Source organism: Halogeometricum sp. S3BR5-2 (genome assembly GCF_031624635.1).
Classification (GTDB): domain Archaea; phylum Halobacteriota; class Halobacteria; order Halobacteriales; family Haloferacaceae; genus Halogeometricum; species Halogeometricum luteum.
This window is the reverse complement of record NZ_JAMQOQ010000001.1, coordinates 502,538-516,612: the sequence shown is the minus strand read 5'-3', so window position 1 is coordinate 516,612 and position 14,075 is coordinate 502,538. Positions and strand designations below refer to the sequence as shown.

Annotated in this window: 20 protein-coding genes; 6 read left to right on the top strand and 14 right to left on the bottom strand. The window is 69.4% G+C overall.

Annotated features, from left to right (window positions below; all coding sequences use genetic code 11):
• Positions 1-15 precede the first annotated feature (15 nt).
• A complete protein-coding gene (locus NDI79_RS02620; RefSeq protein WP_310926894.1) occupies positions 16-993 on the top strand; it encodes an aldo/keto reductase in 978 nt (325 codons plus the stop codon).
• A 31-nt stretch (positions 994-1,024) separates the two neighbouring features.
• On the opposite strand, the gene NDI79_RS02615 is transcribed toward NDI79_RS02620, so the two are convergent.
• Together NDI79_RS02615 and NDI79_RS02610 are read right to left on the bottom strand one after the other, a co-directional pair.
• Complete coding sequence (locus NDI79_RS02615; RefSeq protein WP_310926893.1) at positions 1,025-2,251, bottom strand: MFS transporter; 1,227 nt, start codon at positions 2,249-2,251, stop codon at positions 1,025-1,027.
• Between the two features lie 48 nt (positions 2,252-2,299).
• Positions 2,300-2,989: an SCO family protein gene (locus NDI79_RS02610; RefSeq protein WP_310926892.1), complete on the bottom strand. Its 690-nt coding sequence runs from the start codon at positions 2,987-2,989 to the stop codon at positions 2,300-2,302.
• A 127-nt stretch (positions 2,990-3,116) separates the two neighbouring features.
• Here NDI79_RS02610 and NDI79_RS02605 point away from each other — a divergent pair, with 127 nt between their 5' ends.
• Positions 3,117-4,403, top strand: coding sequence for a DUF7405 family protein (locus NDI79_RS02605; RefSeq protein ID WP_310926891.1), 1,287 nt, complete (start codon positions 3,117-3,119; stop codon positions 4,401-4,403).
• Positions 4,404-4,434: 31 nt separating this feature from the next.
• Complete coding sequence (locus tag NDI79_RS02600) at positions 4,435-4,851, top strand: CBS domain-containing protein (RefSeq protein ID WP_310926890.1); 417 nt, start codon at positions 4,435-4,437, stop codon at positions 4,849-4,851.
• Positions 4,852-4,862: 11 nt separating this feature from the next.
• Here NDI79_RS02600 and NDI79_RS02595 read toward each other — a convergent pair whose 3' ends face one another.
• The 7 genes from NDI79_RS02595 to NDI79_RS02565 form a co-directional block, all read right to left on the bottom strand.
• On the bottom strand, positions 4,863-5,525 hold the full coding sequence (locus NDI79_RS02595; protein ID WP_310926889.1) for a cytochrome c biogenesis CcdA family protein: 663 nt from the start codon (positions 5,523-5,525) through the stop codon (positions 4,863-4,865).
• Position 5,526: 1 nt separating this feature from the next.
• Positions 5,527-6,042, bottom strand: coding sequence for a TlpA family protein disulfide reductase (locus tag NDI79_RS02590; protein WP_310926888.1), 516 nt, complete (start codon positions 6,040-6,042; stop codon positions 5,527-5,529).
• 6 nt (positions 6,043-6,048) lie between these two features.
• Positions 6,049-6,723, bottom strand: a complete 675-nt coding sequence (locus NDI79_RS02585) for a thioredoxin domain-containing protein (RefSeq protein ID WP_310926887.1) — start codon at positions 6,721-6,723, stop codon at positions 6,049-6,051.
• Between the two features lie 117 nt (positions 6,724-6,840).
• Positions 6,841-7,032, bottom strand: coding sequence for a hypothetical protein (locus NDI79_RS02580; protein WP_310926886.1), 192 nt, complete (start codon positions 7,030-7,032; stop codon positions 6,841-6,843).
• A 44-nt stretch (positions 7,033-7,076) separates the two neighbouring features.
• On the bottom strand, positions 7,077-7,439 hold the full coding sequence (locus NDI79_RS02575) for a DUF7344 domain-containing protein (protein WP_310926885.1): 363 nt from the start codon (positions 7,437-7,439) through the stop codon (positions 7,077-7,079).
• Between the two features lie 92 nt (positions 7,440-7,531).
• Complete coding sequence (locus NDI79_RS02570) at positions 7,532-8,209, bottom strand: helix-turn-helix domain-containing protein (RefSeq protein WP_310926884.1); 678 nt, start codon at positions 8,207-8,209, stop codon at positions 7,532-7,534.
• A gap of 89 nt (positions 8,210-8,298) precedes the next feature.
• Complete coding sequence (locus NDI79_RS02565; RefSeq protein WP_310926883.1) at positions 8,299-8,886, bottom strand: NUDIX hydrolase; 588 nt, start codon at positions 8,884-8,886, stop codon at positions 8,299-8,301.
• 150 nt (positions 8,887-9,036) lie between these two features.
• On the opposite strand from NDI79_RS02565, the gene NDI79_RS02560 reads away from it, so the two are divergent.
• On the top strand, positions 9,037-9,249 hold the full coding sequence (locus NDI79_RS02560) for a DUF1918 domain-containing protein (RefSeq protein WP_310926882.1): 213 nt from the start codon (positions 9,037-9,039) through the stop codon (positions 9,247-9,249).
• 39 nt (positions 9,250-9,288) lie between these two features.
• Positions 9,289-9,738 carry an RNA-binding protein gene (locus NDI79_RS02555; RefSeq protein ID WP_310926881.1) on the top strand — a complete coding sequence of 150 codons (450 nt, stop codon included), beginning with the start codon at positions 9,289-9,291 and terminating at the stop codon, positions 9,736-9,738.
• Between the two features lie 19 nt (positions 9,739-9,757).
• On the opposite strand, the gene NDI79_RS02550 is transcribed toward NDI79_RS02555, so the two are convergent.
• From NDI79_RS02550 to NDI79_RS02540, 3 genes are all read right to left on the bottom strand, one after another.
• Positions 9,758-10,321 (bottom strand): thioredoxin family protein, encoded by a 564-nt coding sequence (locus tag NDI79_RS02550; RefSeq protein ID WP_310926880.1) that lies wholly within the window; start codon positions 10,319-10,321, stop codon positions 9,758-9,760.
• Positions 10,322-10,396: 75 nt separating this feature from the next.
• The gene (locus NDI79_RS02545; protein WP_310926879.1) at positions 10,397-11,317 is read right to left on the bottom strand and encodes an Ig-like domain-containing protein; all 921 of its coding nucleotides are present in this window, start codon (positions 11,315-11,317) and stop codon (positions 10,397-10,399) included.
• A gap of 109 nt (positions 11,318-11,426) precedes the next feature.
• Positions 11,427-11,852, bottom strand: a complete 426-nt coding sequence (locus NDI79_RS02540) for an EamA family transporter (protein WP_310926878.1) — start codon at positions 11,850-11,852, stop codon at positions 11,427-11,429.
• A 157-nt stretch (positions 11,853-12,009) separates the two neighbouring features.
• On the opposite strand from NDI79_RS02540, the gene NDI79_RS02535 reads away from it, so the two are divergent.
• Positions 12,010-12,207 carry a DUF7501 family protein gene (locus NDI79_RS02535; RefSeq protein ID WP_310926877.1) on the top strand — a complete coding sequence of 66 codons (198 nt, stop codon included), beginning with the start codon at positions 12,010-12,012 and terminating at the stop codon, positions 12,205-12,207.
• Positions 12,208-12,240: 33 nt separating this feature from the next.
• On the opposite strand, the gene NDI79_RS02530 is transcribed toward NDI79_RS02535, so the two are convergent.
• Positions 12,241-13,101, bottom strand: a complete 861-nt coding sequence (locus NDI79_RS02530) for a DUF58 domain-containing protein (RefSeq protein WP_310926876.1) — start codon at positions 13,099-13,101, stop codon at positions 12,241-12,243.
• Between the two features lie 15 nt (positions 13,102-13,116).
• Positions 13,117-14,067: an AAA family ATPase gene (locus NDI79_RS02525; protein WP_310926875.1), complete on the bottom strand. Its 951-nt coding sequence runs from the start codon at positions 14,065-14,067 to the stop codon at positions 13,117-13,119.
• Between the last annotated feature and the right edge of the window lie 8 nt (positions 14,068-14,075).

The following is a 14,075-nucleotide window of genomic DNA, read 5'->3' as shown; positions in this document are numbered from 1 at the left end:
GTGCGGGCAGATAACATGGAGTACACGACGCTCGGCGACACCGGGATGGAAGTGTCGAAGGTCTGTCTCGGCTGTATGAGCTTCGGGACGAGTGACTGGCGCGAGTGGGTGCTGGACGAAGAGGAGGGTAAGGAGTTGGTCGACCGGGCCATCGAACTCGGAATCAACTTCTTCGACACCGCGAACGTCTACTCGGAGGGGGAGAGCGAGAGAATCCTCGGCGAGGCGCTGAACGAGTACGACCGCGACGAGCAGGTGGTCGCGACGAAGGTGTACGGACAGATGGACGAGGAGAACCCGAACTCGGGCGGCCTCTCGCGGAAGGCCATCGAGCAGGAGTTGGACAACTCGCTGGACAGACTCGGGATGGACACCGTCGACCTCTATCAGATTCACCGTTGGGACTACGACACGCCCATCGAGCAAACGATGCGGGCGCTGGACGACGCCGTCCGGCGGGGAAAGACCCGGTACGTGGGCGCCTCCTCGATGTGGGCCCACCAGTTCGCCGACGCGCTTCACACCAGCGAGCGATTGGGACTGGAGCGCTTCGCGACGATGCAGAACCACTACAATCCGCTCTACCGCGAGGAGGAACGCGAGATGCTGCCGCTCTGTCAGCAGGAGGGCGTCGGCGTCATCCCGTGGAGTCCGCTGGCGCGCGGCGTCGCCGCTCGTCCGCACGAGGAGGCGCGCTCGACCGCCCGCGGCGAAACCGACGACTACGCGCGCGAACACCCCTACCTCGAAGGCGGCGGCGAGGCGGTCAACGAGCACATCCAGGAACTCGCAGAGGAAAAGGACGTGAAGATGGCGCAGATAGCGATGGCGTGGCAGTTCGGGAAGGACTGGGTCGACGCGCCCATCGTCGGCACGACGAGCGTCGAACACCTCGAAGACGCCGTCGAGGCGCTCGATATCGACCTCTCGGACTCCGATATGGAGTACCTCGAAGAGCCGTACGAACCGGTCCGCGTCAGCGGCCACGAGTAGCGCCGTCCGCCGGCGTTGCCCCTCTCGCTCTTCAGTCGCCCGCCGACTCGACGAATCCCGACCCGAACCCGCCCGAGGAGAGCCGTTTGACCGCCCGTCCGGCGACGAGGGCGATGGCGACTTCCGAGAGGCCGACGACGACGAACGCGGCGAGGTAGCCCGCGGTGGAACTGGCGACGCCGCCGACGAGAAAGCCCGCGAGGAAGCCGAGACTCCCGAACACGTTGAACCCGCCCAGCGCCGCCCCTCGCTCCTCGGGCGAGGCGACGTCCGTCACCAGCGCCATCGTCGCCGGGGAGACGAGGGCGCCGAAGACGCCGACGAGCACCATCAGACCGACGGCGACGGCGAGCGACGGCGCGAGGGCGACGGCGAGCGACGGCGCGAGGCCGACGGCGACGATGGAGAGACCGAAGCAGACGGACCCGGCGACGACGGGAACGAACCGACCCACCCGGTCCGAGAGCATGCCGAACGGGTACTGGAGGAGGGCGAACGGGAAGAAGAAGGCGAACAGCGCCATTCCGGCGAGCGAGGCGTCGAGTCCGAACGTCTCGCGGAAGTAGGCGACGCCGACGAGGGCGAAGAAGCCGGCCGTCATCCGGTCGATGAAGCCGAAGGCGTACGGGACGCCGAGTTGCGGCCGCGCGCGGAGACGCCCGAGGGCGGCGCCGAGGCGGACGCGGACGCCCTCCGGCGTCCGGTCGGGAACCGTGGCGGCGAGGACGGCGGCGACGGTCAGGAGGAGGGCGGCGCCGTACAGCGGATACAGCGGGTCGGCGTCGGTGAGGAAGCCGCCGGCGACGGACCCCAGCGCCGCGCCGAAGCCGATTGCGATGCCGGCCGCGCCCATGTTCTGCCCGTTGTCCGAAGAGAGGTCCGCCAGCGCCGTCATCGACAGCGAGAACGCGCCGATGGTCGCCGCGCCGCCGACCAGGCGGACGGCGAGGACGGCGGCGAACGGGAGGCCGAGCGACGGGACGGCCGCGAGGACGAGGTAGCCGACGGCGCCGCCGAGGGCACCGGCGACGATGAGCGGGCGGCGGCGGCCGAGCGAGTCGCTCACCGCGCCCCAGACGCCCGCGAAGGCGACGAAGGCGGCGTACTCGGCGACGAGAAACAGCGTCCGCGTCGCGGTGGTGCTCTCGACGCCGAACGCCGCCACGAGGTCCGAGAGGCCGGGGTAGAGGAGCACCTGAGACACCAACACCGTCCAGACCGCGAGCGCGAGTCGCCTGCGCTCGGTCTGTCTGTCCATACTATCGACTCGGCGCGCCCGGGGAAAGTCGCGTCGCTCCGCCCGCCCTCACTCGGAGGCGCGCCGGACCCGCTTCAGGTCGTCTATCATCGTCCCCTCGTCGGGTTGGGTGCCCCGGTAGGCGCGTTCGACGTAGCCCTCGCCGTTCACGAGGAGGACGACGCTCGTGTGCGCGAACATGTACGGACCGTCGCCGTTCGCCTGCCTCTGGAAGAAGACGCCGAACTCGTCGTCGACGATGCGCCGCGCCTCGCTCTCGCCGTCGGGCCGGAGGAACTGCCAGTTGCCCGCGTCGGTGTCGACGTTCATCTGGTCGGCCTCTTCTCGAAAAGCCGCGGCGTCGTCGCGCGCCGGGTCGAACGAGATTGGGTAGAACGACACCTCGTCGGCGTACCCCTCGTTCACCGAGTGCACCTGCACCTCCCGGAGGGCGCTGATGAGCACCGGACACACCGTCATGCAGTTCGTGAAGAAGAACGTGTGAAAGTGCGGCCCGTCGATGTCGCGCACGGCGACGCTCCCTTCCGAGAGCCCGTAGGGGACCGTTACGTCCGGGACGCGTTGGCCCCACGCCGGATACGGCAGGTCCGAACTCTCCAACCCCTCCTCCCGGTCGGGTTCGCCGAGGGCGACGTTCGGATTCGCGTCGCCGAGGCCCGGTATCGACCCGCCGACGCACCCCGCCAGGCTACTCGCTCCCGCGACCCCCGCCGCGCCGAGGAAAGACCGTCGGTCCATCGCATCTGACTCCGCGTTCGGAGGTGAAGAACGAACCGGTTCGTTCGTCGCCATTCGACGGACGGTTCGGGGCTGGTCCCGACGGGCGCACCAGAACCCACTTGACCGCGAGACGCCTAGCCGACCCATGTTCGAGCGTGGCGCGTCGCGCCGGGAGTTCATGAAGGCCGCCGTCGCCGTCGGCGGCGCCACGGCCCTCGCCGCGTGCACCTCGCGCGCCGAGGAGCCGATTCCGACGGGGACCGACGACCCCTCCTCGCTCCCGGCCCGACAGCACGCGTGGAACGACTCGCTCCCCGAGGACGACGCCGGCAACGTCGTCCTCCCGCGCCATCAGGTCCTCCTCTACTTGACCCTCGACGGCCGGCCGAGCGCCGGCGACCGGCAGACGGTCGAGGCGGCGCTCTCGACGCTGGACCGGGCGTACGAGCGGAGCAACGAGGGTCTCGTGTACTCCATCGCGTACTCGCCGCGGTACTTCTCGCGGTACGACGCCTCCCTCCCGGAGAACGTCGACCTGCCCGAACCGCGGGCGCTCTCGTCGTTCGAGACGCCCGAGTTCGACCGGCAGGACGCCCTCGTCCACCTCGCCTCGGACCGCCCGGACGCCCTCCTCGGCGCCGAAGAGGCGCTGAAAGGCGAGGCGGAGACGGTCAACGGCGAATCGGTCGAGTCGGCCCTGACGGACGCCTTCTCGGTCGCCGACCGGCGCACCGGGTTCGTCGGCGCGGGGATGCCCGCCGAGCGACAGGGCGACCTGAACGGCATCCCCGACTCCGGCCCCGTTCCGGAGCAGTCGCCCCTGTTCATGGGGTTCAAGGCGGGGTTCGCGAAGAACCAGGCGAGCGAGGACTACGTCACCATCGACGAGGGGCCGTTCGCCGGCGCGACGACGAAGACGGTGGCGAACATCCGCCAGCGACTCGACGACTGGTACGGCGAGCAGGACTTCGAAGAGCGCGTGATGGAGATGTTCTCCCCGGAGCACGCGGAGCAGAACCTCGTCGAGGGCGTCGGCGAGAACCTCGGCGACGACAGCGGCATCGAGGCGATGCTCGACTCCCTCCCCGAGGACGCGCGGGAGTTCGGCCGCGTCGGTCACGCCCAGAAGGCCGCGCGCGCGAACCGCGACGAGGAGGGGAACGTCAAACTGCTCCGCCGGCACTTCGAGTCGACCGACGACGGCGAGGCGAGCCTGCACTTCCCCAGCCTCCAGCGCGGAATCTCCGACTTCGAGGCGGTCCGGGAGGCGATGAACGGGTCGGACCTCACCGACGTTCCGACCATCCGCCAGCGGGTGAACAACGGTATTTTAGAGTATATCTTCGTCCAACGGCGCGGCAACTTCCTCGTCCCGCCCCGGGCGTTGCGAGCGCTGCCGACGCCGGCGGGCGAGGTGCCGGGCGTCGAGTAGTTTTACTTCTACGCTTCCCGTGGGCGGTCGTATGCAGGTCCGCCAGATAATGAGTTCGCCCGTGGTGACCGTCGACGCCGGGGCGACCCTCCGCGACGCCGTCGGCGAGATGCTGGAGCGCGGGGTGGGGAGCGTCATCGTCGTCGACGCGGGACCGGTCGGCATCGTCACCCGCACGGACGCCCTCCGCGAGGCGTACCGCGGCGACGGGTCGCTCTCGACCGTTCCGGTCTCCAGAGCGATGAGCCGCGACCTCGTCACGACGACGGGGAAGGCGAGCGTCACGAGCGCCGTCGAGGAGATGAAGCGGCGCGGGGTGAAGCGACTGCCCGTCCGCGACGGCGTCGAACTCGTCGGCGTCGTCACGGTGACCGACGTCGCCGAACACCAACCGCAGGCCGTCAACGAAGTTCGGAGACACCTCGGGAGCGGCGGCTGGCGGGGGTAGGGAGAACGGGTTCAGACGAGGCCGAGAAAGCGCGCCGAGACGGCTACCTGCCAGAGACCGGCGAGCGCCATCACCGCGCCGGCGACGCGCCGCACCGACCCGATTCGTTCCGAGAGGCCGCCGACGGCGTCGCTGCCGAGAGCGCCGAGGACGGTGACCGCGGCCAGCGGCGCCGCCGCGGCGAGGACGTACGCGAGGAGGGCGACGGCGGCCTGCGAGGCCGGAAGCGTCAGCGACTGCGTGAGGACGCCGACGAAGACGGGAACGACGCAGCCGGCGGCCGCGAGGGCGTAGACGGCGCCGAAGAGGGCGAAGCCGCCGACGGAGGCGCGCCGCGCCGGGAGTCGGAGGTGGAGCGTCGGCGCGCGGTCGAAGAAGAGGAGGACGCCGAAGAGCACGAGGGCGGCGCCGGCGAGCGGTTCCAAGAAGACGAGTCGCGAGACGGCGGCGGTTCCGACGGCGAACAGGAGGGCGGCGACGGCGCCGAGCGCCGAGAGGGCGCCGGCGGCGGCGGCGACGCCGCGGACGGCCGCGCCGCGCAGGTCCGCGTCCTCGCGGCCGACGTAGTAGCCGACGTAGCCCGGAAGCAGCGGATAGGCGCAGGGGGCGAGGAAGGTGGCCGCGCCCGCCGAGACGGCGAAGGCGACGGTGCCGGCGAAGGGGGCGACGGTCACCTCACAGCACCGCCCGAATCTCCTCGCGCAGCGCCGACTCCGCGGCGAGTCCGCGGTGCGTCCACGTCACGGTCCCGTCGGCGTCGGCGACGGCGAGGAAGGGGAGGCCGCCGGCCCCCAACTCGCCCATCAGGTCGCTCTCGGGGTCGTGCCCGAGAGTCCACGCGCCGTCGTGGTCGACCCACCACTCGCGCACGTCGGCGGCCGAGAGGCCGCCGCCGAACCGCTCGTTCGTCACCGAGGCGAACGCGACGCGGTCGCCGAACTCCCGGTGGAGCGCCGTCAGCGACTCCATCTGCTCGGTGCACGGCGCGCACCACGTGGCGAACAGGTCGAGCACCGTCGGGGTGTCCGGGACGGGGAGCGTCCGCTCTCCGGCCGTCGACCCCGGCGCGTCGAGCGTCCGGACGGTGAGTGGGAGTCCGTCGGCGGGTCCGACCCCGTTCAGGGCGACGTACCCCGCACCGCCGACGACGCCGAGGCCGCCGAGACCCGCGAGGAGTTGGCGTCGTCTCATACTCCTCTACGACTTCGAGGCGGACTTCAGGTGTCCGTCGATAGTCCGTCGCACGGTCTCCCAACTGGGGTCGGCCGCCGTCTCGCCGTTGACGACGATGGTGGGCGTCGACTGGTAGCCCGCGTCGACGGCGCGCTCTCGGTCGCTCTCGACGACGGGGCGGTAGGTCTCCTGGTCGACGGACGCGGCGACTTCGCAGCCGTTCACGTCGAACTCCTCGGCGGCGTCGTGGACGACGGAGAAGCCGTCGCTCGTGAGTTCGTCCTGCCGCTCGAAGAGCGTCTTGCCGTACTCGAAGAACGCCTCCGCGTCCGCGCGGTCCTGCACGGCGCGGGCGGCGACGGCGCCGCCCCACGACCACTGCTCGCTCACCGGGAGCGGGAAGTCGAAGAAGCGGTAGCGGACGTCGCCGCCGTCGATGTAGTTCTCCCGTATCTTCGGGAACACGTTCAGGCTGTAGGTGGCGCAGTGGGGGCAGGCGTAGTCCTCGTAGGCGTCGACGGTGACCGGGGCGTCGTCGGGGCCGAGCGACGGACGGGGGAGGGAGTTCACCTGGTCGAGTTGGCCGACGTCGCAGGAGAGGTCGGCCATCCCGGCGGTGCCGCTCCCGCCGAGGCAGCCGGCGGTGGCGGCGACGGCGCCGCCGGCGGCGGCGAGGTACGCTCGTCGGGTCGTTCGCATAGTCGTGTCGAAGGAGTCTGGCTATTTATGCTCACCGTGAACCGGAAGCCGTCGCAGAGGCGAACCACCCGCGCGTCGCCGCCGATTCGGCCGCGGCCGCGTCCGCGGGCCGCCGACTCAGTCGTCCGCAGGACCGTGAAGCGCCGGAAACGTCTCCCCGCAGTCGTCGCACGTCAGCGTCTCCTCGGTCAGGTCGGTCCGGCCGCCGTCGCCCTCGCCCGGTTCGGTCGTGACGAAGCGGTTGCCGTCCGGAATCGAGAGGTACGTCGACGCGCCGCAGGCGGGACAGGGGACGCTCACGAGAGGCATGCGATGGGACGACGGCTCCGAGGCGTAAAAGGCTGAGCGGCCGCTCAGTCGGCCGCGAACCCGAAGACGGGCGCGAGGCGGCCGACGCCCTCGCGCAGCGCCGCCGTCCGCCGCTCGGAGTCGTACTCGACGAGTCCGGCCTCGGCCAACTTCGGGAGGTGGACGTGGTAGAGCGACACCGCGACGGTTTCGGCGTCGGGGTCCGCGTCGTCCTCGGCGCGGCGTTCCCGCGCGGCGACGTCGTCCGCGAGGGCGGCCAGCGCCGCCGAGTCGCGTCCGCGGAGGCAGTCGACGACGTACCGGCGGCGGGCGTTCGAGAGGACGTCGAAGGCGGCGTCGAAAGAGAGGTCGGTCGCTTCGGAGAGTTCGATCAGAGATGAACGCAGAGAGTCGGGATGTTCGGACATCGTGTTCACTATCACTCGATACCGTATCACCTCGCGGACGCGACAGTAACGGTGTTTATATGCGAACGCGGGACCGTCGTCGCCAGCGACCGTTACCCCCGCGAGTCGTCCGCTCGCTCGTCGTCCGGACCGACGGTCAGCGTGTTCCGGACGAGGTTGCCGGTGCCCCGGCGAATCCGCTGCGAGACGGCGTTCGAGGAGAGGCCGAGTTTCTCGGCCAACTCCTGCATCGAGAGTCGGCGCGGAATCTCGAAGTAACCCTCCCGGCTGGCGGTCCGCAGCGTCTCGCGCTGCTGGCGCGTGAGTCCGTGGACGCTCCCCCGCGGGGCCGTCGGGTGGTAGATGCGCTCGACGTCGAACGTCCGCCCCCGACGCTCGAAGTGGTCTCGGAACGCCGAGACCTGTTCGTCCCGGGAGAACCGAACGGTGAGGCGCCACTCGCCCCCGCGCAGGACGGCCTCGGAGACGACGGCGTGCCTGTTTATCATCTCGGAGATGAGTTCCAGCACGCCGTCGCTCCACTCCACCCGGTAGAGGCGTTCGCGCCCCGCGTCCTCGATGCACTCGACGCCGTCGACGGTCGGGTCCGCGCGCATCGACTCCGCGAACGCCGCGAGGTCCGGGCCGGACGCCCAGAGGAACGGCAGCGCCCACTCCGGACTGTGGGTGGCCAGCCGTTCGGCCTCGAGGACGGCCTCCGGGTGGGCGGCGGCCGCCTCGCTGAGCGCGAACGAGTCGGTCGGGACGACGAACTGCGCGACGACGCTCATGTCCGTTCCGTTCGAGACACAGCGAGTTGAAAAAACGCCCGAAGGCGGAGAGACGAACGGTCGACGGCGGGTCGCCGTCGCCGTCTCTGTCAGGGGGCCGTCCGGTCGCGCCACGCGAGGAGGTCCGACCGGTCCCGGGTGTCGGCGGGCAGGTCCTCGAAGGGGAACCAGCGGGCGGCGGATATCTCGCCGTCGGGGTCGCGCGCCCGCGGGGTCGCCCCCTCGGCGGTGGCGGCGAACACGGGGAGCACGCCCCACGTCTCGCACTCCGAACAGCGGATGTCGACGCGTTCGACGACGGCGAGGCCGCGGTAGTCGGCCCCGATTCCGGCCTCCTCGCGGAGTTCGCGGACCGCCGTCTCGCGGTACGTCTCCCCTCTGCGCACCTCGCCGCCGGGGAGGACCCACAGGTCCGCCCCCTCGTGACGGACGAGGAGCACCTCGTCGGCCCCATTCTCGTCCCCGTCCCCGCCCCCGCGGGAGACGATGGTCTGCGCGCCGTACGGGGCGCCCGTGCGCTTCACCCGACGCGCCAGCGTCCGGAACCGTCGCCGGGAGACCCGGCGGTCGCAGCGGTCGTCGAGGTAACCCGAATACCGTTCGCGGAGGCGCTGGCGGGCCTGTTCGGCGCGCTGACTCGCCTCCTCGGCCAGGAACCAGAGGTCGCTTACGACCATCGCTCGCGGCCGGCCGGTCGGGTCGGTCGCGCGTCGGTGCGGGTCACGGGACGCCGTTCGCGGGCGCGGCTAAAGACGCCTTCGACACCGCGAACGCCGCCGTCGCGGCGAACCAGTCTACTTTTCACCTCCGCGAACCCCATCCGTGATATGGAATTCGACGAAGGCGACGCCGTCGTCCTGCACGACAAACACAGCGAGTTCGACGGACAGGTCGGCAAGATCACGCAGGTCGTAGAGACGATGTTCGGCGACGAGACGTACGTCGTCAGCTTCGACGAGGGACAGGAGGTCGGCATCTCGTCCGACCAACTCGACGAGGCCGACGAGGACGAAGCCGACGTCGACGCCGACGAGGAATAAGACGGACTTTTTCCGCCGGGGCGCGAAGACGGGACGAAGATGGCTCGCGTCCCCTTCCACTACGTCGACCTGCGGACCTTCTGCTACGAGACCGAAGACGAGAAGCGCGTCGAGGCGGCGCTCCGGAACTTCCTACCGCCCGAGTTCGAGGTCGAACGCGCCGAGAACGCCGGCCACCACGGCGACCGCATCGTCGTCCTCTCCGCGCGCGTCGAACGCGCCGACGAGGTCCGGCACGTCCTCTCGGCGCTCTCGGAACTGTCGACGTTCGACCGACTCCTCGAGGAGTTAGACCAGCGCGTGACCGACAACTGCGAACTCTTCCTCCGGTTGGACAAGCAGGCCGCGTTCGGAGGCGACGCCCGCCTCGGCGACGGCATCACCTTCCGCGCGAAAGTGGAGGCGTACCCCGCGAAGAAGGAGGCCGCTGTCGAGAACGCGCGGGAGGCGCTGTTGCAGGCCGCCGAGATGGACGCGGACGCCGAGTGAGTGACTCACGCGCGACGCGCTACTCGTCTTTCCACTTGATCGAACAACCCTGCGACGGCGTCTCGTCCAGCGGAATCTCCTCGCCGCCGATGACCGCCTCGACGGCCGTCCGCATCTCGTAGTCGGTCACCTCGTCGTCGGGGCTCATCGCGTCGTCGACGCGCGAGTGGAACGCCAGTCGGAACTCCCCTCCCTCCCGTTCGAAGAGGAACGGGTCGGGCGTGCACACCGCGCCGTACTCGCGGGCCGTCTCCTGGGACTCGTCGCGGAGGTACGCCGTGTATCCGATGGTTCCGTCCTCGACCAACTCCTCCATCCGCTCGAAGGAGTCCTCGGGGTACTCCTCGGCGTCGTTGGCGTTGATTCCGACGACCGCGAGTTCGTCGTACGAGCGCGCGAGGTAGTTCAGTTCGTCGAACTTCGCCTTCGCGTACGGGCAGTGGTTGCAGGTGAACACGACGAGCAGCGCCTCGTACTCCTCGAACGAGTCGAGCGAGTACGTCTCGCCGTCCGCACCCGGCAGCGAGAAGTCGGGCGCGGCGTCGCCGTGCGTCAGTTCGGATTCGGACTCCTTCAGTACCATCTCAGTGGGGGTTACGGTAGCGGGGCGGAAAGTCGTTGCCGCCGAGTGACGGGTGAGCGGTCCCGTTGGTCCCGTTCACCGGTCGAGCGCCGTCGATTCGTCGACGCTCCCCTCCGGTCTCCGCCGACAGAGCGTCCCCCGAGGGACACCGACCGTCTCGTTCGGGTAGAACGACTGGAACGCGATTCCGCCGCCGTTCGTGATCAGTACGGCCATCCCCCACCACGAGGGCGTCCGCGAGTCGGGGAGCGTCCACTCCCGTCGAACGCTCGCGCCGCCGTCGAGCGTCGCAGAGAGCGTGTACGTGCCGGGCGTCTCGGTGATTCCCGGCTGAACGGTCAGCGGCAGAGACGTGCGGTACGAGCGGTCGAGTACCCGTTCCCCGTCGCTGCCGGAGACGGTTACTTCGACCGCGCGACCGCCCTCTTCGGGCCGGTCGTACTCCGGAGGCGTATCGAAGTCGTAGATCTGAAACCGCGCTCCGGCCGTCTCCCGGTCCCGGTCGCTCGCCTCGGACGCCGCGAGGACCGCTTCGCGACACCGGTAGGCGTTGAACGGAATTCGGCGGTGCGTGTCGGGGCCGACGAAGTGTGCGACGCTCGCGGCGTTTCGGCTCGCACCGCTCGGTGAACCGTCCGGGTCGTAGTACCGCGCCGAGCCGCTGCAGGTCGACAGGAGGTAGTGACCGCGGTCGGTCGCGCGGACGACTGCCGCGTGCACCGGGCCGACGTCGATACTGATGGCCGGCTGAGCGGTTCCGAACCCGCCGACGAGTTCGTTGTAGACGAACCGCCGCTCGTGCATCTCGACGAACGACAGCGCGGCGCGGCGGCCGCCGTCCCCGTCCGGGGTCGGGAGCGGTTTCGTGTCGGTTATCGTCGTGACGTTCGCCGGCGGCGTCGGCCGTTCCGTTCGGGTCGCGACGGGACGCGACCGGCCCGAACAGCCCGCGGCCAGCGCCGCACCGACGGCGCCGAGGAAGGGGCGTCGTCTCACGTGACAGTAGTCCGGAAGGAAACGAAAGTACGTGTCGATGTGTCGGTTGTGGCCGAGGCACACGTGCATCGGTCGCCGACGAGGACGCAGAGCACGCGACCGCCGACCGTTACTCGACGCTGACGAGGTAGACGGCGACGACGGCCAGGGCGATGCCCAGCCCCTTCCGCGCGGTGAACGACTCGTTCAGGAAGACGATGCCGACGAGCGAACTGAGCGCGAGGAACATCCCGAAGATGGGCGCGACGACGCTCACCGGTCCCATCGACAGCGCCCGGTAGTACGAGAGGATGCCGACGGTGAGACAGAGACCGGCGGCGAGGACGAACTTCGTCTTCGGGTGCGTCACGTAGGAGAGGGCGTCCGCGTCGGTGTAGACGACGACGCCCGCCGTCACGACGACGAGCACGGTGTTGGCTATCAGGGCGGCGACGTTGCTCGGAATCTTCGGCGTCCCGGTCGTCGCGACGCTCATCAAGGGCGCGACGAACGCGTACGCGCCCAACGCGAGGAGGGCCCACGGGAGGTAGTTCATGTCGTGCGGTTTCGACGGGGCGGGGTTGACGGTTTCGACCTACGAACGCGCTCTTTCCTGAAAATTTAGTGTTTTGTGAGCAACAAGTCGGAGTATAGTTCACTAAATACCAGATGAAGCTAGTGATTTTATACTCTCTAGTCGAATATATGTATGCATGTCGCAATCGCAGTCACCGTCCGAGATAGCGTACACGTGGGAGGACCCGAACCGCTGTCCGTTCTGTCGGACCGAACTCGAAGACCCCGGCGCCGGCTTTCTCGCCCACCTGAAGGAGAGTCCGGTCTGCGAACGCGGGTTCGAGGCGTGGCGGAGCAGCGTCGCCGACGACATGCGCGGCGAGTGGTCCGGGTAGGGGAAGAAGGCGGAGAGCGAGCGGAAGAGCCGTTCAGCCGACCCAGACGTCGGCGAAGGCGTCGAAGAAGTCGTCGTCGGTGTTCACGAGGACGTGGTCCGCGCGGAGCGTCTCGGCCCGGTCTGCGACGGTGTCGACGTGCGCCTCCAGGCGGCGGCGGTACTGCTCGGCGAGCGACCCGCCGAAGTACGACCGGCGGGACTCCTCGGACTCGGGGTCCTCGAAGATGGTGTCGCCCGAGACGCTCGGGTCGAGTTCGTCGGGCGCGAGCGTCTGGAGCAACAGCACGTCGTTGTCGCCGAGTGCGGCCACGGCGGCCTCCACCTCCTCGGGGTCGACGAGGAAGTCGCTGACGACGACGACGAGCGACCGCGAGCGGATTTGACTCTCGTACTCCTCCAGCGACGAGACGAGGTCGGCCTCGCCGCTGAGGTCCGTCTCGTTCAACAGGTCGACGACGCGGAGCAGGTCGCCGCGACTCGACCGCCCGGTGTCGAGGCGGAGCGGTCGGTCGCGGAACGTCGAGAACTGGAAGTCGTTGTTCTCCTCGACGGTGAGGTAGGCGAACCCGAGGCCGAGTTTCGCTCCGAACTCGAACTTGTGGGCGTCGCCCTCGCCGTAGTCCATCGACGCCGAGGTGTCGACGAGGACGTGGACGGTGAGGTTTCGCTCCTCCTCGAACTGCTTGACGTAGTACTCCTCGGTGCGGGCGTACACCCGCCAGTCGATGAGTCGGGTGTCGTCGCCGGGGGCGTACCGCCGGTAGTCGCTGAACGTCAACCCCTCGCCGACGCTCGGGGACTCCTGTTCGCCCTGTTGGAGGTCCTCGGAGACCCGCTTCAGCGAGGCGTCGAACCGCGCGAGTTCGGCGAAGAAGCCCGGGTCGATAGTCATGTCATGCGGGTGCGGTTACTGCCGCGTCTCCGAGACGAGTCGTTTCACCACGTCGTCCGGCGTCGTCCCCTCGCGTTCGGCGCGGAAGTCGAGCAGCACGCGGTGTCGGAGGATGGGCGGGGCCATGTCCGCGACGTCCTCCCAGCTCACGTGCGACCGGCCGGCGAGGAACGCGCGCGCCTTCGCCGCGAGGACGAGACCCATGCTCGCGCGGGGACTCGCGCCGTACTCTATCATCTCCTCCTCGCGCGTCGAGCGGACGAGTCTGACCGTGCGCTTTCGGATGTCGTCGGCGATGGGCATCTCGCGGACGAAGCGCTGCGCCGCCTGCAACTGCTCGCGCGAGAGGACGCGTTCGACCGTCGGGTCCGGCGCGCCGCCCGTGTAGCGGGTGACGATGTCGTTCTCCTCGGTCTCGGAGGGGTAGTCGACGAGTATCTTCATCAGGAAGCGGTCGGTCTGCGCCTCCGGCAGCGGGTAGGTGCCCCCCTGGTCGATGGGATTCTGCGTGGCGAGGATGAAGAACGGCCGGGGGAGTTCGTAGGTGTCGCCCGCCGCCGTCACCTGTCGCTCCTGCATCGCTTCGAGGAGGGCCGCCTGCGTCTTCGGCGTCGCCCGGTTTATCTCGTCGGCGAGGACGAGGTTGGCGAACACCGGCCCCTTCTCGAAGACGAACTCCCGCCCCTGCGCGGACTCGCGGATGATTTCGGTGCCCGTGATGTCCGAGGGCATCAGGTCCGGCGTGTTCTGGATGCGCGAGAAGGAGAGGTCCGTCACCTCGGCGACGGTGCGGACGAGGGTCGTCTTCCCGAGACCGGGATTGGATTCGAGGAGGGCGTTGCCGTCGCAGAGGATGCAGACGAGCAGTCGCTCGACCACCTCGGACTGGCCGACGATTCGCTTGCCTATCTCGCCGCGGACGCGGGTCAGTCGCTCCTGTACTCGGTCGATGTCGTCTACTGGCATTGTCGTGC